General features: G+C 71.8%; 23 protein-coding genes. 18 read left to right on the top strand and 5 right to left on the bottom strand.

All coding sequences use genetic code 11. From position 1 onward, the window contains the following. The first annotated feature begins 1 nt into the window (after window position 1). From PZB77_RS04165 to PZB77_RS04115, 11 genes are all read left to right on the top strand, one after another. Entirely contained in the window at window positions 2–1,543 is a 1,542-nt protein-coding gene (locus tag PZB77_RS04165; protein ID WP_275491163.1) for a sugar ABC transporter ATP-binding protein, read from the top strand. Then, window positions 1,540–2,553: an ABC transporter permease gene (locus PZB77_RS04160; protein ID WP_275491162.1), complete on the top strand. Its 1,014-nt coding sequence runs from the start codon at window positions 1,540–1,542 to the stop codon at window positions 2,551–2,553. The genes PZB77_RS04165 and PZB77_RS04160 overlap by 4 nt, the downstream gene beginning before the upstream one ends. Window positions 2,554–2,648: 95 nt before the next feature. Then, entirely contained in the window at window positions 2,649–3,590 is a 942-nt protein-coding gene (locus PZB77_RS04155; RefSeq protein ID WP_275491160.1) for a sugar ABC transporter substrate-binding protein, read from the top strand. A 138-nt stretch (window positions 3,591–3,728) separates the two neighbouring features. Further along, window positions 3,729–4,634 (top strand): LysR family transcriptional regulator, encoded by a 906-nt coding sequence (locus tag PZB77_RS04150; protein WP_275491159.1) that lies wholly within the window; start codon window positions 3,729–3,731, stop codon window positions 4,632–4,634. A 160-nt stretch (window positions 4,635–4,794) separates the two neighbouring features. After that, entirely contained in the window at window positions 4,795–5,718 is a 924-nt protein-coding gene (locus tag PZB77_RS04145; RefSeq protein WP_275491158.1) for a VOC family protein, read from the top strand. Between the two features lie 37 nt (window positions 5,719–5,755). Beyond that, window positions 5,756–7,204, top strand: a complete 1,449-nt coding sequence (locus PZB77_RS04140; protein WP_275491157.1) for an NAD-dependent succinate-semialdehyde dehydrogenase — start codon at window positions 5,756–5,758, stop codon at window positions 7,202–7,204. 6 nt (window positions 7,205–7,210) lie between these two features. Then, window positions 7,211–7,999 carry a fumarylacetoacetate hydrolase family protein gene (locus tag PZB77_RS04135; RefSeq protein WP_275491156.1) on the top strand — a complete coding sequence of 263 codons (789 nt, stop codon included), beginning with the start codon at window positions 7,211–7,213 and terminating at the stop codon, window positions 7,997–7,999. 36 nt (window positions 8,000–8,035) lie between these two features. After that, on the top strand, window positions 8,036–8,407 hold the full coding sequence (locus PZB77_RS04130) for a VOC family protein (RefSeq protein WP_275491155.1): 372 nt from the start codon (window positions 8,036–8,038) through the stop codon (window positions 8,405–8,407). 19 nt (window positions 8,408–8,426) lie between these two features. Next, window positions 8,427–9,218: an alpha/beta hydrolase gene (locus PZB77_RS04125; protein WP_275491154.1), complete on the top strand. Its 792-nt coding sequence runs from the start codon at window positions 8,427–8,429 to the stop codon at window positions 9,216–9,218. Continuing rightward, window positions 9,215–9,685, top strand: a complete 471-nt coding sequence (locus PZB77_RS04120; RefSeq protein ID WP_275491153.1) for a heme-binding protein — start codon at window positions 9,215–9,217, stop codon at window positions 9,683–9,685. Before PZB77_RS04125 ends, PZB77_RS04120 begins: the two co-directional genes overlap by 4 nt. Before the next feature lie 3 nt (window positions 9,686–9,688). Further along, a complete protein-coding gene (locus PZB77_RS04115) occupies window positions 9,689–10,726 on the top strand; it encodes a methionine synthase II (cobalamin-independent)-like protein (protein WP_275491152.1) in 1,038 nt (345 codons plus the stop codon). Window positions 10,727–10,853: 127 nt separating this feature from the next. Here the strand turns inward: PZB77_RS04115 and PZB77_RS04110 are convergent, their stop codons facing one another. Continuing rightward, complete coding sequence (locus PZB77_RS04110; RefSeq protein ID WP_275491151.1) at window positions 10,854–11,141, bottom strand: putative quinol monooxygenase; 288 nt, start codon at window positions 11,139–11,141, stop codon at window positions 10,854–10,856. Between the two features lie 197 nt (window positions 11,142–11,338). Between PZB77_RS04110 and PZB77_RS04105 the strand changes: the two genes are divergently transcribed. From PZB77_RS04105 to PZB77_RS04085, 5 genes are all read left to right on the top strand, one after another. After that, a complete protein-coding gene (locus PZB77_RS04105) occupies window positions 11,339–12,778 on the top strand; it encodes an aldehyde dehydrogenase family protein (protein WP_275491150.1) in 1,440 nt (479 codons plus the stop codon). Between the two features lie 30 nt (window positions 12,779–12,808). Next, window positions 12,809–14,008, top strand: a complete 1,200-nt coding sequence (gene lhgO, locus PZB77_RS04100) for an L-2-hydroxyglutarate oxidase (RefSeq protein WP_275491149.1) — start codon at window positions 12,809–12,811, stop codon at window positions 14,006–14,008. 121 nt (window positions 14,009–14,129) lie between these two features. After that, entirely contained in the window at window positions 14,130–14,990 is an 861-nt protein-coding gene (locus PZB77_RS04095) for an amidohydrolase family protein (RefSeq protein ID WP_275491148.1), read from the top strand. A gap of 13 nt (window positions 14,991–15,003) precedes the next feature. Further along, window positions 15,004–16,722 carry a thiamine pyrophosphate-dependent enzyme gene (locus PZB77_RS04090; protein ID WP_275491147.1) on the top strand — a complete coding sequence of 573 codons (1,719 nt, stop codon included), beginning with the start codon at window positions 15,004–15,006 and terminating at the stop codon, window positions 16,720–16,722. Window positions 16,723–16,741: 19 nt separating this feature from the next. Further along, a complete protein-coding gene (locus PZB77_RS04085) occupies window positions 16,742–17,821 on the top strand; it encodes an Ldh family oxidoreductase (protein WP_275491146.1) in 1,080 nt (359 codons plus the stop codon). A 153-nt stretch (window positions 17,822–17,974) separates the two neighbouring features. Here PZB77_RS04085 and PZB77_RS04080 read toward each other — a convergent pair whose 3' ends face one another. Further along, on the bottom strand, window positions 17,975–18,601 hold the full coding sequence (locus PZB77_RS04080; protein WP_275491145.1) for a TetR/AcrR family transcriptional regulator: 627 nt from the start codon (window positions 18,599–18,601) through the stop codon (window positions 17,975–17,977). Window positions 18,602–18,706: 105 nt separating this feature from the next. Between PZB77_RS04080 and PZB77_RS04075 the strand changes: the two genes are divergently transcribed. Further along, window positions 18,707–19,534: an SDR family oxidoreductase gene (locus PZB77_RS04075; RefSeq protein WP_275491144.1), complete on the top strand. Its 828-nt coding sequence runs from the start codon at window positions 18,707–18,709 to the stop codon at window positions 19,532–19,534. Window positions 19,535–19,575: 41 nt separating this feature from the next. Here PZB77_RS04075 and PZB77_RS04070 read toward each other — a convergent pair whose 3' ends face one another. From PZB77_RS04070 to PZB77_RS04060, 3 genes are read right to left on the bottom strand one after another with little or no spacing between them, the layout of a single operon-like run. Beyond that, entirely contained in the window at window positions 19,576–20,751 is a 1,176-nt protein-coding gene (locus PZB77_RS04070; RefSeq protein WP_275491143.1) for a 4-hydroxybenzoate 3-monooxygenase, read from the bottom strand. A gap of 57 nt (window positions 20,752–20,808) precedes the next feature. Then, the gene (locus PZB77_RS04065) at window positions 20,809–21,462 is read right to left on the bottom strand and encodes a CoA transferase subunit B (protein ID WP_275491142.1); all 654 of its coding nucleotides are present in this window, start codon (window positions 21,460–21,462) and stop codon (window positions 20,809–20,811) included. Further along, window positions 21,462–22,232 carry a CoA transferase subunit A gene (locus PZB77_RS04060; RefSeq protein ID WP_275491141.1) on the bottom strand — a complete coding sequence of 257 codons (771 nt, stop codon included), beginning with the start codon at window positions 22,230–22,232 and terminating at the stop codon, window positions 21,462–21,464. The genes PZB77_RS04065 and PZB77_RS04060 overlap by 1 nt, the downstream gene beginning before the upstream one ends. A 183-nt stretch (window positions 22,233–22,415) precedes the next feature. Between PZB77_RS04060 and PZB77_RS04055 the strand changes: the two genes are divergently transcribed. Further along, window positions 22,416–24,107, top strand: coding sequence for an IclR family transcriptional regulator C-terminal domain-containing protein (locus PZB77_RS04055; RefSeq protein WP_275491140.1), 1,692 nt, complete (start codon window positions 22,416–22,418; stop codon window positions 24,105–24,107). Window positions 24,108–24,152: the final 45 nt, after the last annotated feature.

Here is a 24,152-nt window from a genome sequence, read left to right as displayed (position 1 = left end):
CGTGACCACCCGTACCGCGCTCCGTACGAGCACCACCGCCGTCGTCGACGCGCCTTCGCAACCGGTGGTCAGGGTCCGTGACCTCCGCAAGAGCTTCGGCGGAGCCGCCGCCCTCACCGGGGTCTCCCTCGACATCAGACCGGGCGAGATCCACGCCCTGATGGGCATGAACGGGGCCGGCAAGTCCACCCTCGTCCAGGTGCTGGCCGGAGTCCACCAGGCGGACGGCGGCACCATCGAGATCGGCGGCCAGGCCCAGACCGGCCTGTCGACGCGGCAGGCGCGGCGGCTCGGCATCTCGACCGTCCCGCAGCGCCGCGAGCTGGTCATGGAGCTGACGGTCGCCGAGAACATCCTCCTCGGCGACCTGCCCGCCCCGCGCGCCCTCGTCGCCTGGAAGGCCGTCCGGGAGCAGGCACGCAAGGCCCTCGCGGACCTCGGCATCACCATCGACGTGAACCGGACGGCCGGTGGGCTGACCGTCGCGGAGCAGACCATGGTCGAGGTCGCCCGCGAGGTCAGGCGCGGTGGCAAGGTCCTCATCCTCGACGAGCCGACCGCCTGTCTGGGCGCCGAGGCCGCCGACCGGATCCGGACGCTGGTACGGACGCTGCGCGACGAGGGCATGGCCGTCGTCTACATCTCGCACTACATCGACGAGGTGCTCTCCGTCGCCGACCACATCACCGTCCTGCGGGACGGCGCGGTCGTGCACAGCGGTCCGGCGGCCGGGACCGACGCCGCCGGGCTGGTCCGCACCATGGTGGGCCGGGACGTCGTCTCGACCCGCCCCGCACGCACCGCTCCCACCGGCGAGATCGGCCTCGCGGTCCGGGGCCTCTCGCACGGGCGCACCATCGAGGACTTCGCGGTCGACGTGCGCAAGGGTGAGATCGTCGCCGTCCTCGGCCCCGCCGGGGACGCGCAGTCGCGTCTCTTCGACCTGCTCTCCGGCCGCCGCCGCCCCGACTCCGGCACGATGTCGGTGGACGGCGAGGACGTCCCCTTCGGCCGGATCCCCCGGTCGCTCGCCAGCGGTCTGCGGTGCGTCACCGGCGACCGCAGGGCGCTCGGGCTGATCCCCGAACTCTCGCTCGACGAGAACCTGATGCTGGCCAGTGACCGCCTGGAGCGGCGCCGACTGCAGCGGTGGTCGGCGCTCACCCGCCGGGCCGCCCCGCTGCGCCAGAGCTACGGAGTCGTCTCGCTGACCCGCAATCCGGCCGTCGGGCGCCTCTCGGGAGGCAACCAGCAGAAGGTCCTGCTGGCGAAATGGCTGGAGACCGCGCCCGTCGCGTGCTTCCTGGAAGACCCCACCAACGGGGTCGACGTCGCGGCCATCGCGGACATCCACACCCTCGTCGACGGACTCGCCGCTCGCGGTGTCGCCGTGCTGCTCGCGTCCTCCTCCGCCGAGGAGGTCATGCGACTGGCCGACCGGGTGATCGTCGTCAGCGGGGGACGGACGGTCGCCGAACACGACGTCACCACCATCACCCGCGACCAACTCGTCGCCCTCGCCCTCGGAGGACAGAGCAAGTGAGCCCCGTAGCGCCCCCGGCGCAGACCCCCGCCACGAAGAGCGCCCCGGAGACCGCACCCGGGTCGCGCGCCCCGCTGCGTTCCCTGGCGGGCATCCCGCACGCGGGCCTCTTCGCGGTGCTGATCATCGTGGTGGTGTTCGCGAGTGTGCGGACCGACTCGTTCGCCACCTCCACCAACATCATCAACATCCTCCGCCAGGTCAGCGTCTCGGGGGTGCTCGCCGCCGGTCTCACGCTGCTGATGACGGCCGGCGGCATGGACTTCTCGATGGGGAGCAACGCCGCCGTCGTCACCGCGGTGGCCGCCCAGATGCTGGCGGACGGCGAGTCCACCACGGTGACGGTCGTCGTCTCCCTCGTCCTGGCCACCCTCATCGGACTGGTCAACGGGCTCGTGGTCACCTACACGCGCGTCGCACCGTTCGTCGCCACGCTCGCGACGGCCACGCTCCTGGACGGCGTCGCGCTCCTCGTCCTGGACGGTCTCAGCGTCTCCATCGGCACCCACCTCTCCTCGCTGGGCAACGGCAAGGTCCTCGGCGTCCCCCATCTGCTGATCGTGGCGATCCTGGTGCTGGTGGTGGCCGGTCTCGTCATGAAGTTCACCGTCTTCGGCCGCGACGCGTTCGCCATCGGGGGCAACGAGCACGTCGCCCGCCTCAGCGGCATCGGCGTCAACCGGAACAAACTCCTGCTCTACGGGCTGGCGGGCACCCTCGCCGGTCTCGCCGGTCTCATGCTGCTCTCCCGACTGGGCGCGAGCAGCCCCGGAACGGGTGGCCTCAACCTCCAGCTCACCGCCGTGGCGGCCGTCGTGATCGGCGGCACCTCGCTCGCCGGCGGCAGCGGCACCGTCATCGGCACCGCCCTCGGTGTCGTCCTGCTCGGTGTCGTCGCCAACGCCCTGAACCTGCTGCAGGTCTCCAGCTACTTCCAGCAGATCTCGGTCGGCGCCGTCCTGCTCGTCGCGGCGATCGCCAACCAGCTCCACAAGAAGTCCCCCACCTGACGTACGCGGTAGCGCGGTCGGACGCTCCGCACCGTGACTCCACGTCCCCGCACGGCCGACCACGTTCCCCGCACGCCACGAAAGGCGACCACACCATGAGCCTGTCCCTCCACCCGCGAAGAGTGCTGGCCACCACCGTCGTGGGGGCCGCGCTGGCTCTCGGCGGATGCAGCGGCGAGTCCGGATCCGGCGGCGACGCCGTCACCCTCGGGTTCGTCAACGGCGGTGACACGGAGTTCCACACCTGCCTCCAGAAGGCGGTGGAGAACACGGCCGAGGCGGGCCACACGAAGATCTACACGGCCAACTCGCACCAGAACCCCGGTACCGAGCTGTCCAACATCGAGGACATGATCTCCCGCAACGTCGACGCGCTCATCGTGCAGACGGTGAACGTCGACGCCCTCAAGGGCGACATCGCCAAGGCGAAGTCCGCCGGCATTCCGATCTTCCTCACCTCCGTCGTCACCGACGACCCCTCCGAGATCCTCGGTGCGGTGGTCGTGGACCTCAACGCGGTCGGCGCGCTGGACGCGGGCTGGGTCGCGACGGACGCCGCGGGCAGGCCGGTGGAGGTCGGCGTGATCGCCGGCGCCCCCGGCGCCGCCTCCGACATGCTGGTCGCCGGATTCACCAAGGCACTCCCGGCCACCGCCAAGATCGTCGCGAACCAGCCGGGCATGTTCAACGCCGCGAAGGCCAAGGACGTCGCCGAGAACATGATCCAGGCGCACCCGGACCTCCAGTACGCCTTCGTCGCCAACGAGGAGATGGCCCTCGCCGCCCGTACGGCCTTCAAGGCGGCCGGCAAGGACGTCAAGATCGTCACCGTCAACGGCACCGACCGGGGCCTCGAAGGGGTCGAGAAGGGCGAGCTCTCGGCGACCGTCGCGAACTCGGCCATGAGCACGGGTTCCCTCGCCGTGAACAATGCGGTAGGACTGCTCGACAAAAAGAAGATCAGCAAGATGGACAAGACGCCGATCCTGCTGGTCACCAAGGACAACCTGGACAAGGCCCCTCAGTACTGCCCCTGATTCCCGGGTCGTCCGACACCCCGTTCCGTGCACCCGGCCGAGCGATCCCCGTTCCGGAGCGCAGCGCCGAGGCTCCACCCGCACAACCCGCCCGACACGGCCCCATGACCGGGGCCGTGAACGGCCGGAGGTACCACCATGGACCGTCTGCTCCTCATGCGCAGCTTCGTCACCGTCGCCAACATCGGCAGTTTCAGCGGGGCCGCCAAAGCGCTGAGCTCCTCGGGATCACTCATCTCACGCCACGTCGCGGAGCTGGAGCGCCAGATCGGGGTCCGGCTCGTCAACCGCACGGCCCGGTCCGTCAGCCTCACCCAGCCCGGCCTGCGCTACGCGGAGTTCGCGGCACGCATCCTGGAGGAGATCTCCGCCGAGGACTCGCACATCGCGCAGCTCCACGACCGGCCGGAGGGATCGCTCAACATCATCTGTCCCAAGTGGATAGGCAGCCTCGACCTGGGGGACGCCATATCCGCGTTCTCCGTCGCGCACCCGAAAATCCTCGTCCGTTTCGAGCTCGGTGGCATATCGGACCGCACCTACGATTTCCTGGACGGCGGATTCGACATCGCCTTCCACACGCGCGACTTGCGGGATTCCAGTGTCCGCCTGAAGAAGATCGCCTCACTGCCCTTCGTGCTGTGCGCGTCGGAGAAGTACCTGGAGAAGCACGGCACGCTCGCGCACCCGAACGACCTCGCCGTCCACGACTGCCTGGTGCACGTCAACGACCCGGTCTGGCGGGTGGGCCACGGCCATGCGAGCACCCTGCACAAGATCCGCAACGTGGCGTTCTCCTCCAACTCCTACATCGCCCTGCAGAAGGCCGCCGTGCACGGGAGGGGGATCGCCCTGCTCCCGCAGCGGCCGGCCTACGACGACCTGGTCTCCGGCGCCCTCCGGGTGCTGCTGCCCGAACTCGCGGTGCCCGACCGGCCGCTGTACGCGATCTACGGCCCCGGCCAGGAGACGCCGCGCAAGGTGACCGTCTTCCTCGAATTCCTCGCCGCGTGGTTCTCGGAGAACCCCATTCCCGCCATGTGAGGCACCTGCCCCCGCGGCCGGCCCCGTGGCGCGACCGTTCGCGCAAGAAGTGCTTGCACCATTCGGAATGCCGGGCCGTTGAGGCCGCGCGCCCCGATTTCTAAGCTGATCGAGCCGGTGTCACGCGCCCTGCGGTCGCGGCCCGCGAAATGAGGAGTCCATGGGAATCCAGAGAATCGAGTCGGTCACCTACAGCGTCGACGACCTCGACGCGTGCGTCCGTTTCTTCACGGATTTCGGGCTGACCCCGGTGGAGCGCACCGCCGTCCGCGCCTCGTTCGAGACGGCGGCGGGCCAACGGCTCCACCTCGACACCCTCCCCGACCCGGCCCTGCCGCCCGCCCTGGAGGACGGCCCCACCCTCCGCGAGGTGGTCTGGGGCGTCGACACCGAGGCGGACCTGGCGACACTGGTCGCCCGGGTCGGCGTCGACCGTGAGGTCGCCCTCGGCGCGGACGGGGTGCACCGCACCCGCGACGAGACCGGTTTCGGCCTCGGCCTCACCCTGGCCCGTGTCAAGGAGTTCGCGCCGGGCGGACCGCGCGAGGCGAACGTCTCCGGCGCCGTACGCCGCTGGAACGCTCCGCTCGAACCCGTCGGCCGGGTCCGCCCGCTGCGCATGTGCCACGTCGCCCTCAACATCCCCAAGGCCGGACAGGAGGAGGCCGTCGCCTTCTATGTCGACCGGCTCGGCTTCCGGGCGACCGACGTCGTCAAGCCGATGGGCACCTTCATGCAGTGCGAGGGCGACGACGACCAGCACAACTTCCTGCTCTGCCACCGCCCGGACCGGGCCGGCGTCAACCACGTCAGTTACGAGGTCCCCGGCTTCGACGACGTCATCGAGGGCGGCAACCACATGATCGCCCAGGGCTGGCGGGAAGCCCGCAAGCTCGGCCGGCACACGGTCGGCTCCAACGTCTTCCGCTTCGTCCACGCCCCCTGCGGCGGCCGCGTCGAGTACGCGGCGGACATGGACCGCGTCGACGCCTCGTACGGGACCCGCGTCCACGAGACCACGCCGCCCCACCACATCTGGACCCTGCGCAGCTCCCGTGACGCCTCCGGCAGCACCGCCTCCTGACACCCCACCCGCCGAGCGTGAGAGGGCACACGCACCCATGACGACCCCAGACGACTACCCCGCCATCCGCATGTACATAGCGGGCACCTGGTGCGAAGGTGGCGCCGGAGCGACCGTACCGGTCGTGAACCCGGCCACCGAAGAGGTGCTCGGACACGTTCCGCTCGCCACCACCGCCGACCTCGACCGCGCCGCCGAGGCCGCCGCGGCCGGCTTCGCGCTCTGGCGCGACACACCGATAGCCGAGCGCACCGCGATCCTCCACCACGCCGCCGACCTGCTGGTCTCCCGCGCCGACCGGGTCGGCCGCACCATGACCCGCGAACAGGGCAAGCCGCTGCGCGAGGCCGTCGGAGAGGCCGGGCGCGTCGCCGGCGCCCTGCGCTGGGACGCCGACGACGCCCGCCGCGCCTACGGCAGGGTCATCCCGACCGAGTCCGGCACGCTGCTCTCCGTGCGCCGCCAGCCGATCGGCCCGGTCGCCGCCTTCACCCCCTGGAACTTCCCGGCCGGGTCACCGATGCGGAAGATCGCCGCGGCTCTCTCGGCCGGCTGCTCCCTCGTCATCAAGGCCTCCGAGGAGACACCCGGGACCGCCGTCGAGCTGGTCCGCTGCTTCGAGGACGCCGGCCTGCCCGCGGGCGTGCTCAACCTCGTCTTCGGCGAGCCCGCCGAGGTCTCCGCGCATCTCATCGCGCACCCCGCCACCCGGCTGATCGCCTTCACCGGCTCCGTACCGGTCGGCAAGCTGCTCGCCGCAGCCGCCGGTGCGGAGATGAAGCCGTCCCTCATGGAGCTGGGCGGTCATGCCCCGGTCATCGTCTGCGCGGACGCCGACCCCGTCACCGCCGCCCGCCGCGCGGCCGCGGCGAAGTTCGCCAACGCCGGCCAGGTCTGCACCTCGCCGAGCCGCTTCCTGGTCCACGAGAGCATCGTCGAGGAGTTCACCGAGGAGTTCGTCCGCGCCGCCGAGGCGGTGGTGGTCGGCGACGGTCTCGACCAGGGCGTCACCATGGGCCCGCTCGCCAACGAGCGCCGGCTGAGCGCCATGGAGGCCCTCACCGCCGACGCCGTCGCCAAGGGCGCGAAGATCCGCACCGGCGGCGAGCGCCTGGATCGCGCCGGCTACTTCTTCGCCCCCACCGTTCTCACCGACGTCCCCGAGGACGCCGCCCTCATGTCCGACGAGCCCTTCGGACCGCTCGCGCCGATCGTCGCCTTCCGCGAGCTGGACGAGGCGCTGCGGATCGCCAACTCGCTGCCCTACGGCCTCGCCGCGTACGGCTTCACGCGCTCCGCCGCCACCGCCGAGCGCCTCACCCGCGAGTTCGAGGCCGGGATCCTCTCCCTCAACCACTGCGGCGGATCGACCCACGAGGCACCGTCCGGCGGGGTCAAGTCCAGCGGCTACGGACGCGAGGGCGGCCCGGAGGGACTGGACGCCTACCTGGTCACCAAGCGCGTCTCCCACCTGCTGACGGACTGAGCCCCCATGCGATACACCCGTATACGCGTCGGCGGCCGGGCCGTCTGGGGCCGCGTCGAGGACGGCTCCGTACGCCTGCTCTCCGACTCGCCGCTGGACGGCGACCCCACCGTCATCGGCACGATCCCGCTCGCCGGGGCCGACTGGCTGCCCCCGGTCGTCCCGCCGGTCTTCTACGCCGTCGGCATGAACTATCCGCGCCACATCGAGCACGCCCGGCTGCTCGGCGACGCGGCGGCCGTCCTGCCCGAGCGGCCGGAGGCCGGCTACCGCGCCAACAACGCGCTCACCGGCCACCGCACCGCGATCGTCAAGCCCGATGGAGTACGGGGGCGGTTCGAGGCCGAACCGGAGCTCGTCGCGGTCATCGGCAGGACGCTGCGGCACGCCACGTACGAGCGGGCGCGGGACGCCGTCTTCGGCTGGACGATCGGCAACGACGTCAGCGCCCGCACCTGGCAGCACGAGGACCGCACCTTCTGGCGGAGCAAGAACAGCGACACCTTCAAGCCGATGGGTCCCTGGATCGAGACCGACGTCGACGCCCTCGCCCAGACCACCACGCTCCGCGTCAACGGCGAGACCCGCGCCCGCTTCCCGACCGGCGACATGGTCTTCGACCCGTACGACCACATGGTCGAGATCACCCGGCACATCACCCTGCACCCCGGGGACGTGCTGTGGATGGGCGCCGAGTCGACCTGCCAGATCGAGGTGGGCGACACGGTCGACATCGAGATCAGCGGCATCGGTGTCCTGTCGAACCACGTCCTGGCCGAGCCCGGCCGCCCCTGAGCGGTCCACCACCCTCCCCCCGAAAGGCAGTACGCCGTGAGCAAGGAACCCCGCTACATCCACCACGTCAACTTCCCCACCACCGACCCCGACCGGACCGCCGCCTGGTACGCCGAGGTCTTCGGGATGAAGAGGATCCAGCCGAAGTCCAACACCCGCGTGGTGCTGATGACCCGCGGCAACTTCGACCTCCACTTCACCCCGGTCGAGGACATGGACCGGATGGCGCCGTACCACTTCGCCGTGGAGGTCGACGACTGGGACGACTTCATGGAGCACCTCGCCGAGCTGGGCATCCGGCACACCCGGCCCGTCGAACGCCCGGAGAACCAGTCGAAGTTCTGCTACATCCACGACCCCGACCACACCATGATCGAGCTCGTCTTCCACGGCAAGCGCCCCCACTGAGCCACAAGGAGACCGTGACATGCCCCACGTCGATGCAGAGGGAGCGTCCCTCTACTACGAGCGCCACGGCAGCGGCCCGGCGATCGTGTTCGTCCACGGATCGGGCGGCCACCACGCCGCCTGGTGGCAGCAGGTGGTCGCCCTCCGCGACGAGTTCACCGTCGTCACCCTCGACCTGCGGGGCTTCGGCAGGACCGTGCTGTCCGCACCGCAGTCCGAGTTCGACGGACAGGCCTTCTACGGTGACGTCGTCGCGGTGCTCGACCGGGAGGACCTGACCGACGCCATGCTGGTGGGCCAGTCCATCGGATCGGTCGCCGCCCTCCGCGCCGGCCTGGTACGCCCCGAACGCGTCGGCTCGGTCGTCCTCGGCCACTCGCTGGGCGGCATCAGCCACCCCGAGCTGAAGGAACTGGCCGCCGCCGACCGCGCCGAAGCGGTCAAACTGCCGGTCATCGACCGCCTGTTGACCAAGCGCTTCCAGCGGGAGCGCCCAGACCTCACCTTCCTCTTCCAGCAGATGGGCACCTTCAACACCGCCACCATGCAGGACCTGCGCAACCTCGACACCGACGGCCCCGGCCTGGACGAGATCCGTGCTTCGGGCGTCACCCTCGCCTTCCTCGCGGGGGAGAAGGACGCGGTGCTCAGCGTCAAGACGGTCACCCGCGCCCACGAACTGGTCGAGGGCTCGCACCTGGAGATCGTCACGGGCGCCCCGCACTCCATGTACTGGGAGACGCCGGAGCCGTACAACGCCGCCGTCGCCCGACTGCGCCGCACTCTCACCACCCCGAAGGAAACCGCATGAGCGACCTCACCCTCGCCGCCGCCGAAGAGCTCATCGCCGAGGCCCACCGGCGCGCCCAGGCCCTCGGCAAGGCGGTGAGCGTGGCCGTGGTGGACGCCGGGGGTTTCCCCGTCGCCATCCGCCGCCCGGACGGAGCCCGCCCGCTCACCCCCGACATCGCCCGCGCCAAGGCGTACACGGCCGCCATCATGCAGCGCCCGGGGAAGATGCTGAAGAAGTGGCAGGAGAGCCAGCCGGTCTTCTTCTCCCAGCTCTCCCAGCTGCCCGGCGCCTCCATGCCCATCCTCGCCGCCGAGGGCAGCGTCACCATCAAGAAGGACGGCGAGATCATCGGCGGTCTCGGCATCGCCGGCGGCACCGCCGACGAGGACCAGACGATCGCCGACGAGACACTCGCCGCCCTCGGTTACGAACTGGAGTTCGCCGCCTGGGGCGTCTCCGGCAAGCCCGCCGGAAAGGACGCCTGAGCCATGGCGGACACGTTCAACTACCGCATCGACCACCACGGCAGCCTGGTCCGGCCCCCCGCCCTGCTGGCCGCCCGCGAGCGCGGCGACGCCGAAGCCCTGCGCGCGGCCGAACTCGCCGCGGTCAAGGAGGCCGTGGTCTTCCAGCGCCGGCTGCGCTCCACCGTCGTCACCGACGGCGACCTCCCCCGCGAGGACTTCCGCAGCGCGGTCCTCGAAGGAGTCACCGGATTCCGGCGCACCGGCGAGGAGACCGACGGCCTGGCCCGCTGGGTCGCCGAAACCCTCCCCGAGGCGGACGGCCCGCTGCTCGGCGAGTGGGCCGGCCTGCTCGGCGAACTCACCGTCGTCGCCCCCAAGGTCGCGCTGCCCTCCCCGGCCTACCTCGCGGCCACCACCTTCGACCCGGAACTCGCCGGAGCCGGCGGTCCCGCCTCGGCCCGCGAGCTCGGTGAGGCCCTCGCGGAGATCATCCGCGCGGAGATCCGGCTCCTGGTCGCCCAGGGGGTGCGCCTGATCCAGCTGAACAACCCGCTGTTGCTCGCCCACACCGCCGGTGAACCCGGTGACACCGGCGCGCTGGCGTTCGAGGACGCACTCGCCGTGGACGCGCTCGCGGTGCGGCTGGACGAGCGCCCGGAGGGCGTCCGGATCGCCGTCGCGCCCGGTGGGGCCGCCCCCGCCGCCGTGGACCGTGCCCGCGCCGAACGGCTGTACGCGGCGGTCCCCGCCGACCGCTGGGTGCTTCCCCTCGACCGCGGCACCGACGCCGAGCTGGAGCTGCTGCGGGCCCTCCCCGAGGACCGGGACGCCTGCCTCGGCGCGGTCGACGCCACCACCGCCGAGTTCGAGGAGATCGACGCGGTGATGGTCCGTATCGACGCCGCGGCCGAGGTCAAGGACTTGGAGGACATGGCGCTCTCGCCCTCCCGGGGCTTCGCCGACGTGGCCGCCCGCCCTCTGCTGAGCGCCGGGGACCAGCACCGCAAACTGATCCAGGTGGAGACCCTCGCCCGCTACTGCTGGGGCAACGAGTTCTGAGCCGCACGGCGGCGGGGGCCCGCGCACGGCGGTAGGCGCCCGCGCACGACGGTAGGCGCCCGCGCACGGCGGCGGGGGCCGGGGCGCTGACGCGCCTCCGGACCCCGCCGCCGTGCCCCGCGTACCGCTACAGCACCTCCGCGAACGTCACCGCACGGTCCGTCAGCAGGGGCCGCACCGTCCGCACGATCAGCTCGTCGAAGTACTCCGCCGCCGCGTGCGCGTCGAAGCCGGCGCGGTCGGCGTACCGCTCGTACAGCACGAATCCGCCCGGCCGGTCGACCTCCGCGTGCACCTCGTACCCGAGGTTCCCCGGCTCGGTCAGCGTGTGCGCGCGCATCTTCAGCAGCGCGGCACGCACCGTGTCAGCGTCGGCGGGTTCACAGGTGTAGCGGGCGATCACGGCATACGCCATGAGTGCGGCCTCCTTCTTCCGTACGGCTCTCGGCGGTGCCGATTCCAGCACAGTCCCCGCACGGTCGACGCCCACGAGCCCGTGCGTGACGTGCAAGCAATGTCTGCCGCCGCGGGCCTGGTCACCTCCGCGGACTTCCTGTGTTGTCGTGACGACACCACTCAGATCGAACGGGAGCAATGATCCGGATGCGCACCATGGAGACCCTTCTCGGCGGACAGTGGGTGGCGGCCGGCACATGGCTGGAGGTCCACGACCCGTCCGACACCCGCACCCCGGTGGCCCGGGTACCGGCGCTCGGGGCCGCGGACGTCACCCGCGCGTACGACGAGGCGGAGAAGGGCTTCGCGCTCTGGCGGCGCACCACCCCCTTCGAGCGGGCCAGGGTCTTCCACGAGACGGCCCGGCTGCTCCGCGAGCGGGCCGCCGGGATCACCGACGCGGTGGTGACCGAGAACGGCAAGACCCTCCTTGAGGCGGGCGGCGAGGTCCAGAAGGCCGCGGACTTCTTCGAGTACTACGCCGGCCTCGCCCGCGCCGGGTACGGCACCCTGGTCCACGACGCCCGGCCCGGGACGCGTACCAGCTACCATCACGAACCCATCGGCATCGTCCTCGCGATCACCCCGTGGAACGACCCGTTGCTGACCCCGGCCCGCAAGCTGGCCCCCGCGCTCGCCTCCGGCAACGCCGTGGTCCTCAAGCCGGCTTCCGAGACCCCGATGTCCGCCCTCCACCTGGCCCGGGCCCTGCACGACGCCGGCCTGCCCGCGGGAGTGCTCGGCGTGGTCACCGGCCGCGGCGGGAAGATCTCCGCCCCGCTGCTCGACGACCCCCGCGTCGCCGCCGTCACCTTCACCGGCTCCAACTCCGTGGGCGAGTCACTCCGCAGCTCCCTCGCCGACCGCAACGTCCGCTTCCAGGGCGAACTGGGCGGAAAGAACGCCACCGTCGTCCTCGCGGACGCCGATCTCCCGGCCGCCGTCAGGGCGGTGGTCGCCGCCGGGTTCGGACAGACCGGCCAGCGCTGCACCGCCACCAGCCGCGTCCTCGTCGAGCGGTCCGTGTACGCCGACTTCACCGGCCTGCTGCTGGACGCCGTCGCCGCGCTCGGCCTCGGCTCCCGCGAGACGGACACCCTCTCCGTCGGCCCGCTCGTCAGCACCGGGCAGCGCACCGGCGTCCTCGACCACATCGCCCGCGCGGTCCGGGAGGGCGCGACCGTCCTCGCCGGCGGCGGCACCCCGAAGGACGAGGCCCACGCCCACGGCTGCTACGTCCTGCCGACCGTCCTCGGCGACGTCACCCGCGAGATGGCCGTCTGGCGCGAGGAGGTCTTCGGGCCGGTCGTCGTCGTCCGCGCCGTGGACGGCTTCGACGAGGCCGTCGAGGAGGTCAACGACTCCGACTTCGGCCTCGCCGCCGCGCTCTTCACCCGCGACCTGCGTGCCGCCCACCGCTTCGCCGAGGAGGCCGACTGCGGACAAGTGTCCATCAACACCACGACCACGGGCTGGGACGTGCACCACCCCTTCGGCGGTTTCCGCGACTCCGGCTCCGCGTTCAAGGAGCAGGGCACCGAAGCCCTGCGCTTCTACACCCGCGTCAAGACCGTCGCCTTCCACTTCGGGGCCTGACGCACGGATCGAGCAGAGAGGAGGATGCCGATGAGCGACGGAACGATCGGTGTCGTCGGAGCCGGCATCGTGGGCCTGGCGACGGGCCGCGAGATCGCGCTGCGCCGCCCCGGCACCCGCGTGGTGGTGTTCGAGAAGGAACGCCGGGTCGCGTTCCACCAGACCGGGCACAACTCGGGTGTGGTGCACGCCGGCATCTACTACACCCCGGGCAGCCTCAAGGCCGACCTGACCGTACGGGGGGTGTCCCTGCTGCGCGAGTACTGCCAGGAGCACAGGCTGCCGTACCAGGAGACCGGCAAACTCGTCATGGCGGTGCGCGAGGACGAACTCGGCCGCATGGAGGGCTTGTACGACCGGGCCAGGAACAACCACGTGCCCGACCTCCGGAAGGTCTCGAAGGACGAGATCAAGGAGATCGAGCCGCACGCCGGAGGTATCGCGGCCCTCCACTCGCCCCGCACCGCGATCACCGACTACCCGGCGATCGCCCGCCGGTTCGCGCAGGACATCGAGGCCGCCGGCGGCGAGGTGCGGCTCGGGTTCGCGGTGGACGGGCTGACCCGCGTCCCCGGCGGCATCGAGGTCGCCTCGGGGCAGGACCGCGTACGGGTCGACCGGCTGGTCCTCTGCCCCGGCCTGCACGCCGACACCGTCGCGAAGCTCGCGCGGGACGGGGCGGCCCCCAGGATCGTCCCCTTCCGGGGCGAGTACATGTTGCTGAAACCGGAGCGCGCCGGGCTGGTGCGCGGCCTCATCTACCCCGTACCCGATCCGCGCTACCCCTTCCTCGGGGTGCACTTCACCCCCCGGGTCGACGGCTCGGTGGAGGTCGGCCCCAACGCGGTCCTCGCGACGGCCAGGGAGGGGTACAAGCTCTCCCAGGTGTCCGTGAAGGACCTCGCGCGACTCGCCGCCTATCCCGGTGCCTGGCGAATGGCCGCCCAGCACTGGCGGACCGGCGTCAAGGAGTACCGCGGCTCGCTGTCGAGAGCCGCCTTCATGAAGGAGGCGGGGGCGTACGTCCCCGGGGTCGGGGTCGCCGACGTGGTCCGCGGCGGAGCCGGCGTACGCGCCCAGGCGCTCGATCCGGACGGCACGCTCGTGGACGACTTCCGCATCCACCAGGTGGGCCGCGTCACGGCCGTGCGCAACGCCCCGTCCCCGGCGGCGACCGCCTGCATGGCCATCGCCGAGCACATCACCGAGGCCGTGTTCTCCCCGGTGTGAGCCCGCCCCAGCTGCCCGTTCACGCAACAACTGCTTGCGCTCCCGGGGACTCCGCAAACGCCCCCACCAGCTCTAGCGTCTGACGCACACCACCCCACCCCGCAACGGAAGAGGCACCGCCATGTTCGTCGTCGACACCCAGATCCACATCTGGAAGGAAGAGGCCCCGGACCGCCCCTGGGTCCCCGGAGCGCGCGAGCGCATCCGCCTCAACGGCCACCGCGAGGAGGCCTTCTCGTACGAGGAGGCCCTGGAGCTGATGGACGAGGCCGGCGTCAACCGCGCCCTCATCCTCCCGCCGTCCTGGGAGGGCAACCGCATCGACTACGCCCTCGAAGCCTGCGAGGCCCACCCGGACCGCTTCGGCATCATGGCCCGCGTGCCCCAGGACGACGAGGTCGAGGGCACGGCCATGCTGAAGGACTTCGCGCAGAACCCGCACATCAAGGGCACCCGCCTCACCTTCCACCGTCCGCAGGACCGCAACTGGATGATCGACGGCACCAACGACTGGTACTGGCCGATCGCCGAGGAGCTGCGTGTCCCCACGATGGTCCACGCGCCCATCTGGAAGCGCGAGCTCGGCCAGATCGCCGCCAAGCACCCCGAGCTGAAGATCATCATCGACCACATGGGCATCATGGCCCGCTGCGTCGACGACGCCATCGGCTACTGGGTCTCCGAGACCGCCGACCTCGCGAAGCACCCCAACATCTACGTCAAGGTCTCGGCCCTGCCGGGCTACTCCACGGAGCCCTTCCCGAACAAGAACATCGAGAAGTACGTCCGCGAGATGGTCGACAAGATGGGGCCGCAGCGCTGCTTCTACGGCACCGACATCACCCGCCTGCTCGGCCACGGCATCACCTACACGGACACCATCGAGCAGTTCACCAAGCACTGGGATTTCACCCCCGAGGAGCTCGAGTGGATGATGGGCCGCGGCATCAGCGAGGTCCTCGGCTGGCCGGTCGAGGGCTGAGGAAACACCTGAGATGACGGACAGCACGAACACGCCAGGCGTCGACGGCGGTGACGCCGTCGTCTCCGCCTTCAACGCCGTCGGCGCCGATTACCTCTTCTGCTCATCGGGGTCCGAATGGGCCCCGGTGTGGGAATCCCTGGCCCGGCGCCACCGCGACGGTGAGCCGGCCCCCCAGTACCTCGACCTCACCCACGAGACGGTCGCGGTCGGCATGGCCACCGGGTACGGCCTCGTCACCCGCCGCCCGCAGGGAGTCCTCCTGCACGCGGCCCCCGGCCTGCTCCAGGGCTCGATGGCGATCCACGGGGCGCTGCTCGCCGGCGTCCCGATGGTCGTCACCTCCTCGGAGTCCAGCACCTACGGCGACGGGCCCGGCCAGGACCCGGGCGGCCAGTGGTACCGCAACCTCTCGATCGTGGGCGGCCCGCACGGCGTCGCCCAGCCCTTCACCAAGTGGGCCACCGAGGCCGCCAGCGTGCACACCCTGCCCACCATGATCACCCGGGCGGCGGAGCTGTCCTGGCGGGCGCCCGCGGGTCCGGCCTACCTCAACATCCCGCTGGAGATCCTCCTGGAGGAGTGGGACGGCCGCGGGGCGAAGCCGGTCGTGGCGCCCGGATCCACGCACAGCTCGCCCGAAGAGGCCGACCACGTTGCCCGGTTGATCCGCGAGGCGGAGAACCCGGTCGTCGTCACCGAGACGGCCGGCCGCGAGGCCGGCGGCTACGAGGCGCTCCTCGCCTTCGCCGAGGCGTGGAACATCCCGGTGGTCGAGCCCGACTCGGCGGTCTGCGGCAACTTCCCGCGCACCCATCCGCTGCACGCCGGCAGCGACATCGGGCCCTGGATGGACGAGGCCGACCTGATCCTCCTGGTCAACTGCCGCGTGCCGTTCTACCCGCCGAGCCGCCGCCCGTCGAAGGCGACCATCGTCGTCGTCGACGAGGTGCCGCAACGGCCGCACATCGTCTACCAGGTGCTCTTCGCCGACGCGTACCTGGAAGGCAACGTCGCCAACACCCTGCGGCAACTGACGAAACGCGCCAAGGACTTCACCGAGGAGCAACGCGCCGCCGTCACCCTGCGCCGCGCGGCCCAGGAGGAGCGGTACGCCGCCGAGCGGGCGGCGATCACCTCGGCCGAGGCGAGGGCGGTGGAGAGCGGAGGAGTGGACCCGGTCCTGGTCGCCGCCACCCTGCGCGAGCTGCTCGACGGGACCGGCGGCATCGTCGTCGACGAGACCATCACCCACAGCAGGACGGTGAAGCGGCACCTGTCGACTTCCGGACCCGACTCGTACTTCTACGTTCAGGGCGGACTCGGACAGGGCATCGCGGTCGCCCTCGGCGTCAAACTCGCAGCCGGGGAGAAGCCGGTGGTCCTCACCGTCGGCGACGGCGCCTTCACCTACAACCCGGTGATCCAGTCCTACGACGCCGCCCGGGCGTACGGACTGCCGATCCTCATCGTGGTGTTCAACAACCGCGTCTACAAATCGATGAACCTGAACCACCGCAGGTTCTACCCCGAGGGCGCGGCCGCAGGGACCGGCGAATGGCTCGGCACCGACCTGCACCGGCTGCCCCGGCTCGCCGCGTTCGCCGAACCGTTCGGGATGCACACCGAGACCGTCGACACGACCGACGCCCTGGGGCCCGCGCTGGAGCGCGCGCTGGGGGCCGTCGCGGACGGGACCACCGCAGTCGTCGACGTACTCGTCACCCGCTGAAGCAGGAGGCACCACCACCATGTCCGACCAGCCCACCCCCCAGCCCGGCAAGGTCCTGGTCCCCGCCGAGGACCTGCGCACCTTCGCCGCCGCCCTCCTGGAGAAGGGGGGACTCGACTCCGAGGCCGCCCGCACCACCGCGGACGTGTTCGTCTGGGCCGCGCTGCGCGGAGTCGACTCCCACGGCATCGCCCGCGTCCCCGCCTACCTCGACCTGCTCGCCAAGGGCGTCGCCAACGCCGGGGCCGAGATCACCGTCGAGTCGTCGAGCCCGGCCGTCACCGTCCTCGACGCCGACCACGCGCCCGGCCCGGTGGCCCTCACCGCCGCCGCCGCCGAAGCGGTGAACCGGGCCCGGACCAGCGGCATCGCCGCCGTCGGAGTCCGCCGCACCGTCCACACCGGCGCCATCGGCTACTACGTCTCGAAGATCGCCGAACACGGCCTCATCGGCATCGGCTTCGTCTCCGGCATGCCCAACATGGGGTACACCGGCGTCAAGGGCGCCGCCGTCGCCACCAGCCCGCTCGCCGTCGCGGTGCCGGCCGACGCCCAGGCACCGCTCGTCCTCGACATGGCCACCGCCACCATCGCCCTGGGCAAGATCCGCCAGGCCAGGGCGAGCGGAACCCCGCTGCCCGAGGGCGCGGCGGCCACCGCCGACGGCACCCCGACCACCGACCCGGAACAGGCCGTCATGCCGCTGCCGCTGGGCGGTGCCAAGGGCTCCGGCATGTCGATCGCCTTCGAGCTGCTCACCAGCGTGCTCGTGGGCGCGCCGATCTTCGCCTCCTTCCACTCGGACGACCCGGGGGGCCGCGAGCACCGCCAGAACGCGCTGCTCATCGCGCTCGACCCGGCTGCCTTCGGCGACCCGGCGGCTTTCACCGCCGCCGTGGACACCACGCTGACCACCCTCAAGGCCCTGCCGCGGGCGGACGACGCCTCCGGCGTGTTCTACCCCGGCGAGCGGAGCGCCGCCCTCGCCGTGGAGCGGGCCGGGAAGGGCCTGCCGGTGGCCCCGAAGGTCTGGCGCGACCTCACCGAGCGTGCCGCCGGATTCGGCATCACGCCGCCGGAGCCGGTGGCGGCGGGCTGAGAGCCGCGGCGGAGGCGGCCGGAGCGGCGCCGGGTCGCGGTACCCGGTCCGTGCCGCCCGGCCGGTCCCGCCGCACCTGCGAGCAGGCCGTGGACGAGCCCACTGTGCGGGGGCTCGTCCACGGCCTGCTCGCGCGCCCGAGCCGGGCCGCGCCTATCGAGCCCCGGCCGCCCCGGACGGGGATCCGGCCGGGGGTGCGGTCAGCCCGGCCGTCACGAAGGCGATGACGGTGGCCGCGCGCGGAAACGGCGCGGCTCCCCTCGGCGGGCCGCCCACCGGCCGCCCGTACGTCTCCAGTACGAGGCTGAACGCCAGCCCGCAGCGCTCGGCGACCTCGTGGACCGACAGCTCCGGCAGCGCGCGGCCGACCATCACCTCGAACGGCGCGGGCAGGAACTGCGCGGAGACGTTGGCGAGCTGCCCGGTCGGCAGGGTGGCCCGGGCCAGCAGGTGGCAGAGCATCCGTCCGTCCCCGGTGCGCACCAGCTCCGCGAAGGGCTCCACGAACGCGACCACCAGGTCGTCCACCGAGGTCGCGAGGTTCCTGCCGTGCAGCAGCTTCGCCATGCGGTCCGACCACAGGGGGAGCAGCTCCTCCTCCAGGAGCGCGGCGATCAGCCCTTCCCGGGAACCGAAGTGGTAGTGCACCGCACCGGGATTGAGGCCCGCTTCCGCATTGATGGCGCGGACGGAGACCTGGTCGGGAGTCTTCTCCAGGAACAGCTTCTTCGCCGCGGTCAGGAGTCGCTCACGGGTCGAGGAGTCGGAGTGCTGGCTCATGCGCACATTGCAGCACAGGCCGGGGCGACAGCTTCCAATCACTGATTGATATATGTTTGAAGCGAGATCGCGAGAGCCGCGGTCACCGCACGGAGGAGTAGCGCCATGGGCACCATCGTCGTCACCGGATCCGCGTCGGGCATGGGGGCGGCGAGCGCCGAACGACTGCGCGCCTCCGGCCACCGGGTGATCGGTGTGGACCTCCGCTCCGCCGACGTCGTCGCCGACCTCGGCACCCCGGCGGGCCGCCGGACCGCGGTGGCCGAGATCCTGGAGCTGAGCGGCGGTGTCCTCGACGGGGTGGCCGCCGTCGCCGGCGTCGGCCCGAGCGTGCCGGACGCCGCCGCCGTCGCCTCGATCAACTACTTCGGGCCGGTGGAGCTGCTGGACGGACTGCGCGGCGCACTGGAGCGCTCGGACGCCCCGCGTGCCGTAGTGATCGGCTCGAACTCCGCCAGCACCGTCCCGATGATCGACGACGAACTGGTCCGGCTGATGCTCAGCGGGGACGAGGCGGCCTCCCGTGAGCACGCCGCGTCCGCGCAGAGCGCTCTTCCCGCCGAGGCCCTCGGCGCCAGCCCCAGCATCTCCGCCTACGCCACCTCGAAGCTGGCCCTCGCCCACTGGGTGCGCCGCACGGCGGTCACCCCGGCCTGGGGCCGCCGGGGCATCCTGCTCAACGCCGTCGCGCCCGGCGCCGTCCTCACCCCGCTGATGACGGGATCCACCGGCGCCGACAGGGACTTCGACCCGGACTCCTTCCCGACCCCCATGCCGCTGGGGATCTTCGGCGAGCCGGAGGACATCGGATTCTGGGTGGAGCAGTTCCTGCGCCCCGAAGCCCGGTTCACCACGGGCGCCGTCCTGTACGTCGACGGCGGCACGGACGCCGCGATGCGCCCGACGGCCCAGCCTTCCGCGCTGCGCGTCTGACGACGGGGCCCGCCGCACCTCCTTCGAGCCGCGGACCCGACTCAGGCAAGCGGCAAGCCGGCGTAGTTCATGGCGAGTTCGCCCTCCGCGTGCGGTGACGAGGCGATCCGGTCGAGCTGCGAGACCTGCAGCCGGGTGTCGAACCCGCTCTGCTCCGGGTCGGTGTGGAGCGTCGTCGTCATGAACCAGGAGAAGTGCTCCGCGCGCCAGACGCGGCGCAGGCAGGTGTCGGAGTACGCGTCGAGCGGATCGGTCGACCCGGTCGTGTGCCACCGGACCAGCGCGCGGGCGAGGACCACCACGTCGGCGGCGGCGAGGTTGAGGCCCTTCGCGCCGGTCGGCGGCACGATGTGCGCGGCGTCGCCCGCGAGGAACAGGCGCCCGAACCGCATCGGCTCGGTCACCGAACTCCTCATCGGCAGAACGTTCTTGGCGGTGATCGGCCCACGGGCCAGCGTCCAGCCCCGGCGCGCGAAGCGGAAGTCGAGCTCGTCCCAGATCTGTGCGTCGGACCAGGTGGACGGGTCGGTGCCGTTGGGGACCTGGAGGTAGAGCCGGCTGACCTCGGGGGAGCGCATGCTGTGCAGGGCGAAGCCGCGTGAGGAGTGCGCGTAGATCAACTCCTCGCAGGAGGGCGGCACATCGGCCAGGATGCCGAGCCAGGAGTACGGGTACACCCGCTCGTACGTCGTCCTCGCCGTATCGGGCACCGCGGCCCGGGCCACCCCGTGGAAACCGTCGCACCCGACGACGTAGTCGCAGGTGAGGGTCTTGGTCCGGCCCTCGTGGACGTAGGTCACCACCGGCCGGTCGGTCTCGACGCCCTCGACCGACACGGCCTTCGCCCCGAAGCGGAGCGGCGGACCGTCCGCCAGCTGGAGGGCGACGAGGTCCTTGACCACCTCGGTCTGCGCGTACACCCACACCCGGCGGCCCGAGGTGAGCGACGGGAAGTCGACCCGGTGGGAGCGGCCACCGTCCCAGCGCAGTTCGATACCGTCGTGCACCAGCCCTTCGGCGTCCAGCCGTCCGGCCGCTCCGGCCTCGCGCAGGGCGTCGACCGTGGACTGTTCGAGGATGCCGGCGCGCTGGCGCTGCTCGACGTAGGCGCGGTCGCGGCTCTCCAGGACGACGCAGTCGATGCCGGCCCGGTGGAGGAGGCGGGCCAGCAACAGTCCGGACGGACCGCCGCCGATGATGCCGACGGTGGTGTGCATGGGTGGTTCTCCTCGGTCTGTCGGGAAGGGTGCTCGTGAGGTGTGCTGAGGGGACGATCAGTGCTCGGCGGCGACGGGTGCGGCCGTGCGCAGCGGCGCCGCCGTCCGCGCGAGGACTTCCTCGACGTCCACGCCGGGGGCCGTCTCCACCAGGACCAGTCCCTCGTCGGTCACGTCGATCACGGCGAGATCGGTGATGATCCGGTGGACGCACGCCTTCCCGGTGAGCGGAAGGGTGCACCGCTCGACGATCTTCGGAGTGCCGTCCTTCGCCGTGTGCGTCATGGTCACGATGACGCGCCGGGCGCCGTGCACCAGGTCCATGGCGCCGCCGATCCCCGTGACGAGCTTCCCGGGAACCGCCCAGTTGGCCAGGTCTCCACCGGCCGAGACCTCCATGGCGCCGAGCACGGCGGTGTCGATGTGCCCACCGCGGATCATGGAGAAGGAGAGCCCCGAGTCGAAGAAGGACGCCCCGGGCAGCACCGTGACGGTCTCCTTGCCGGCGTTGATCAGGTCCGGGTCCACCTCGTCCTCGTGGGGGAACCTGCCGGTGCCGAGGATGCCGTTCTCCGACTCCAGGACCACCTCCACGCCCGGTGGCAGGTGGTTCGGGATCAGCGTCGGGAGCCCGATGCCGAGGTTGACGTACTCGCCGTCGCGCAGTTCGGCGGCGGCCCGTGCGGCCATCTCGTTCCTGTTCCAGGCCATCAGCTCCGGTCCTCCCACTCGGTCACGGTCCGCTTCTCGATCTTCTTGTCCGCGGCCTGCTCCGGCGTCAGGGCGATCACCCGCTGGACGAAGATGCCGGGCAGATGGACGTGGTCCGGATCGATCTCGCCCGGCTCGACCAGCTCCTCGACCTCCGCGAGGGTGATGCGCCCCGCGGTCGCGGCGAGCGGGTTGAAGTTGCGCGCGGCCTTGTTGAAGACGAGGTTGCCGTGGCGGTCGCCCTTCGCCGCCCGGACGAGCGCGAAGTCGGTACGGATGGCGCGTTCCAGTACGTACTCCGTACCGTCGAACGCCCGCACCTCCTTGGCCGGGGAGGCCAGGGCCACGCCGCCGTCGCCGTCGTACCGCCAGGGGAGACCGCCCTCGGCCACCTGGGTGCCGACACCGGCGGGTGTGTAGAAGGCGGGTATGCCCGCGCCACCGGCCCGCAGCCGCTCGGCCAGCGTCCCCTGCGGGATCAGTTCGACCTCCAGCTCTCCTGCGAGGTACTGCCGGGCGAACTCCTTGTTCGCGCCGATGTACGAGCCGGTGACCCGGCTGATCCGACCGTCGGCCAGCAGCACCGCGAGCCCCGTGTCCATCGCGCCGCAGTTGTTCGAGACGACCCGCAGGTCCCGGATCCCCGCCCGGTGCACCGCGCCGATCAGCTCGGTCGGCACACCGCTGAGCCCGAAACCGCCGACCGCGAGCGAGGCGCCGTCGGACATGCCCCTCACGGCGAGCGCCGCCGAAGCGACCACCTTGTCCATGTGCGGAGACCCCCACTCCCATTGTGTTCGCGTAGTGAAGTTTTATTCACTATGGTGGTGGGAGTCTGCAAGCAGACCGGAGGGATGTCAACGGTGCTGCCCGCGTTCCGGCAGCACCGGAGCGGCCTCCCGCCGCGCGCACCGCGATCCGTACGGTGGGCCCCGACGGACGACGGAGAGCAGATGCCACCGACCCGGTCCGAACGCGGTCTCGGAGCAGCAGCCGGGACCGGCGCCCCCGCCGAAGCCGTCGCCCCGCTGATGCGCGGGCTCGCCGTCCTGGAACTGCTCGCCGGCGCGGACGGCGGCCCCGTCAGCCTCAGCGGCCTGGAGAAGGCCACCGGACTGGCGCGCTCCACCGTCGACCGGATCGCCGCGACCCTGGCACGGCTGGGATACGTACGCCTCGACGGCCGGGACGTGGTGGTGGCCCCCCGGCTGCTGGAGCCGGGCAACGCCTATCTGGCGTCGACCGGACTCCCCGCCCTGCTCGGGCCCCCGGCGAACGCGCTCGCCGACGAGCTCGACGAATCGGTCTCCCTGGCGGTCCCCGACGGCGACGGCGTCCGCTTCGTCCACCAGGCCACCAGACGGCGGGCGATGTCCCTCAGCTTCCGCATCGGTGATCTGCTGCCCGCCGAACGCACCGCACCCGGCGCCCTGTTCGCCGCCGACTGGGAGGCGGACGACTGGGAGGCATGGCGCATCCGCCGCGCCGCCGACCCCGACGGATCAATGTTCCCGTCGATGCCGGCCGGCCGTGACGGGAACCCGGAGGAGGACTTCCGCCGGCGGACGGAGACCGCCCTGCGCGAGGGGTGGGCGACGGACGACCAGATGATCGAACCCGGGCTCGTCGCGCTGTCCGTACCGGTGCGCCGCCCCGACGGCCGTACGGCGTGCGTGCTCAGCGTGGTGAGCCACACGAGCCGCAGCACGGCGGACGGCCTGCGTGAGGCCCTGCTGGACCGGCTGCGCGCCACGGCGGCCGGGATGGAGAAGGCCCTGGTGCGCCCGCGGGACGAGAGGACGGGGGAGTACCGCGTGCCCGAACCCCTCGCAGGGCGCGCGGCCGCCTCCAAACAGGAGCTGGGACGGGAGTTCATCGAGTCGCTCGCACGCGGCCTGGGCGTCCTGACCGCCTTCGGGGCGGGCGCGGAGCGGCTGACGCTCGCCGAGGTGGCGCAGGCCACCGGCCTGGCCCGCGCGACGGCGCGACGCGCCCTCATCACCCTCACCCACCTCGGCTACACGGAGACCGACGGACGCCACCACTGGCTGACCCCGCGCGTCCTCGGACTCGCCCACCCCGCACTCTCGCGCACCACCCTCGCCCGGATCGCCCGACCGCACCTCGCCCGACTGTCGTCCTTCGTGAAGGACTCCGCCTCCCTCGCGGTCCTCTCCGACGATTGCGTGCAGTACGTCGCGCGCGCCGCCACCCGTCGCGTCATGAGCGTCAACATCACGGTCGGCACCCGCTTCCCCGCCTTCGCCACCTCCTTGGGTCGCGTGCTGCTGGCGGACCTCCCCCACCCCGTCCGGAACGCCTTCCTGGACGGAGCCGACCTCCGCGTCCTCGCCCCGCGCACCCTGACCGGCACCGCCGAACTCGGCGCCGAGATCGACCGGGTGGGGGAGCAGGGGTACGCGCTGGTGGACGAGGAGTTGGAAGCGGGCCTGCGCTCGATCGCCGTTCCGGTCCGCGACCGCACGGGTGCGGCGGTCGCGGCGCTGAACGTCGCGATGCACAGCAGCAGCCGGACCCGCCGGCAGTGCCTGGACGAGGTTCTGCCCCGCCTGCGGTCGACGGCCTCGGCGATCGAGGAGGAACTGCGGATCGCCGCACGGTTCCTGGAGATCGCCGTGATGTGAGACCGCGGCGGGGTGGTACGGGGAAGCGGTGCCGGCGTGGGCGGC

It is taken from the genome of Streptomyces sp. AM 2-1-1 (assembly GCF_029167645.1).
Taxonomy (GTDB): domain Bacteria; phylum Actinomycetota; class Actinomycetes; order Streptomycetales; family Streptomycetaceae; genus Streptomyces.
This window is presented reverse-complemented; position numbering and strand designations above follow the sequence as displayed.

Coding starts and splice junctions, on each gene's coding strand:
- PZB77_RS04155 (WP_275491160.1), top strand. CDS start 2,649: ATGAGCCTGTCCCTCCACCCGCGAAGAGTGCTGGCCACCACCGTCGTG.
- PZB77_RS04150 (WP_275491159.1), top strand. CDS start 3,729: ATGGACCGTCTGCTCCTCATGCGCAGCTTCGTCACCGTCGCCAACATC.
- PZB77_RS04145 (WP_275491158.1), top strand. CDS start 4,795: ATGGGAATCCAGAGAATCGAGTCGGTCACCTACAGCGTCGACGACCTC.
- PZB77_RS04140 (WP_275491157.1), top strand. CDS start 5,756: ATGACGACCCCAGACGACTACCCCGCCATCCGCATGTACATAGCGGGC.
- PZB77_RS04135 (WP_275491156.1), top strand. CDS start 7,211: ATGCGATACACCCGTATACGCGTCGGCGGCCGGGCCGTCTGGGGCCGC.
- PZB77_RS04125 (WP_275491154.1), top strand. CDS start 8,427: ATGCCCCACGTCGATGCAGAGGGAGCGTCCCTCTACTACGAGCGCCAC.
- PZB77_RS04120 (WP_275491153.1), top strand. CDS start 9,215: ATGAGCGACCTCACCCTCGCCGCCGCCGAAGAGCTCATCGCCGAGGCC.
- PZB77_RS04115 (WP_275491152.1), top strand. CDS start 9,689: ATGGCGGACACGTTCAACTACCGCATCGACCACCACGGCAGCCTGGTC.
- PZB77_RS04110 (WP_275491151.1), bottom strand. CDS start 11,141: ATGGCGTATGCCGTGATCGCCCGCTACACCTGTGAACCCGCCGACGCT.
- PZB77_RS04105 (WP_275491150.1), top strand. CDS start 11,339: ATGGAGACCCTTCTCGGCGGACAGTGGGTGGCGGCCGGCACATGGCTG.
- lhgO (WP_275491149.1), top strand. CDS start 12,809: ATGAGCGACGGAACGATCGGTGTCGTCGGAGCCGGCATCGTGGGCCTG.
- PZB77_RS04095 (WP_275491148.1), top strand. CDS start 14,130: ATGTTCGTCGTCGACACCCAGATCCACATCTGGAAGGAAGAGGCCCCG.
- PZB77_RS04090 (WP_275491147.1), top strand. CDS start 15,004: ATGACGGACAGCACGAACACGCCAGGCGTCGACGGCGGTGACGCCGTC.
- PZB77_RS04085 (WP_275491146.1), top strand. CDS start 16,742: ATGTCCGACCAGCCCACCCCCCAGCCCGGCAAGGTCCTGGTCCCCGCC.
- PZB77_RS04080 (WP_275491145.1), bottom strand. CDS start 18,601: ATGAGCCAGCACTCCGACTCCTCGACCCGTGAGCGACTCCTGACCGCG.
- PZB77_RS04075 (WP_275491144.1), top strand. CDS start 18,707: ATGGGCACCATCGTCGTCACCGGATCCGCGTCGGGCATGGGGGCGGCG.
- PZB77_RS04070 (WP_275491143.1), bottom strand. CDS start 20,751: ATGCACACCACCGTCGGCATCATCGGCGGCGGTCCGTCCGGACTGTTG.
- PZB77_RS04065 (WP_275491142.1), bottom strand. CDS start 21,462: ATGGCCTGGAACAGGAACGAGATGGCCGCACGGGCCGCCGCCGAACTG.
- PZB77_RS04060 (WP_275491141.1), bottom strand. CDS start 22,232: ATGGACAAGGTGGTCGCTTCGGCGGCGCTCGCCGTGAGGGGCATGTCC.
- PZB77_RS04055 (WP_275491140.1), top strand. CDS start 22,416: ATGCCACCGACCCGGTCCGAACGCGGTCTCGGAGCAGCAGCCGGGACC.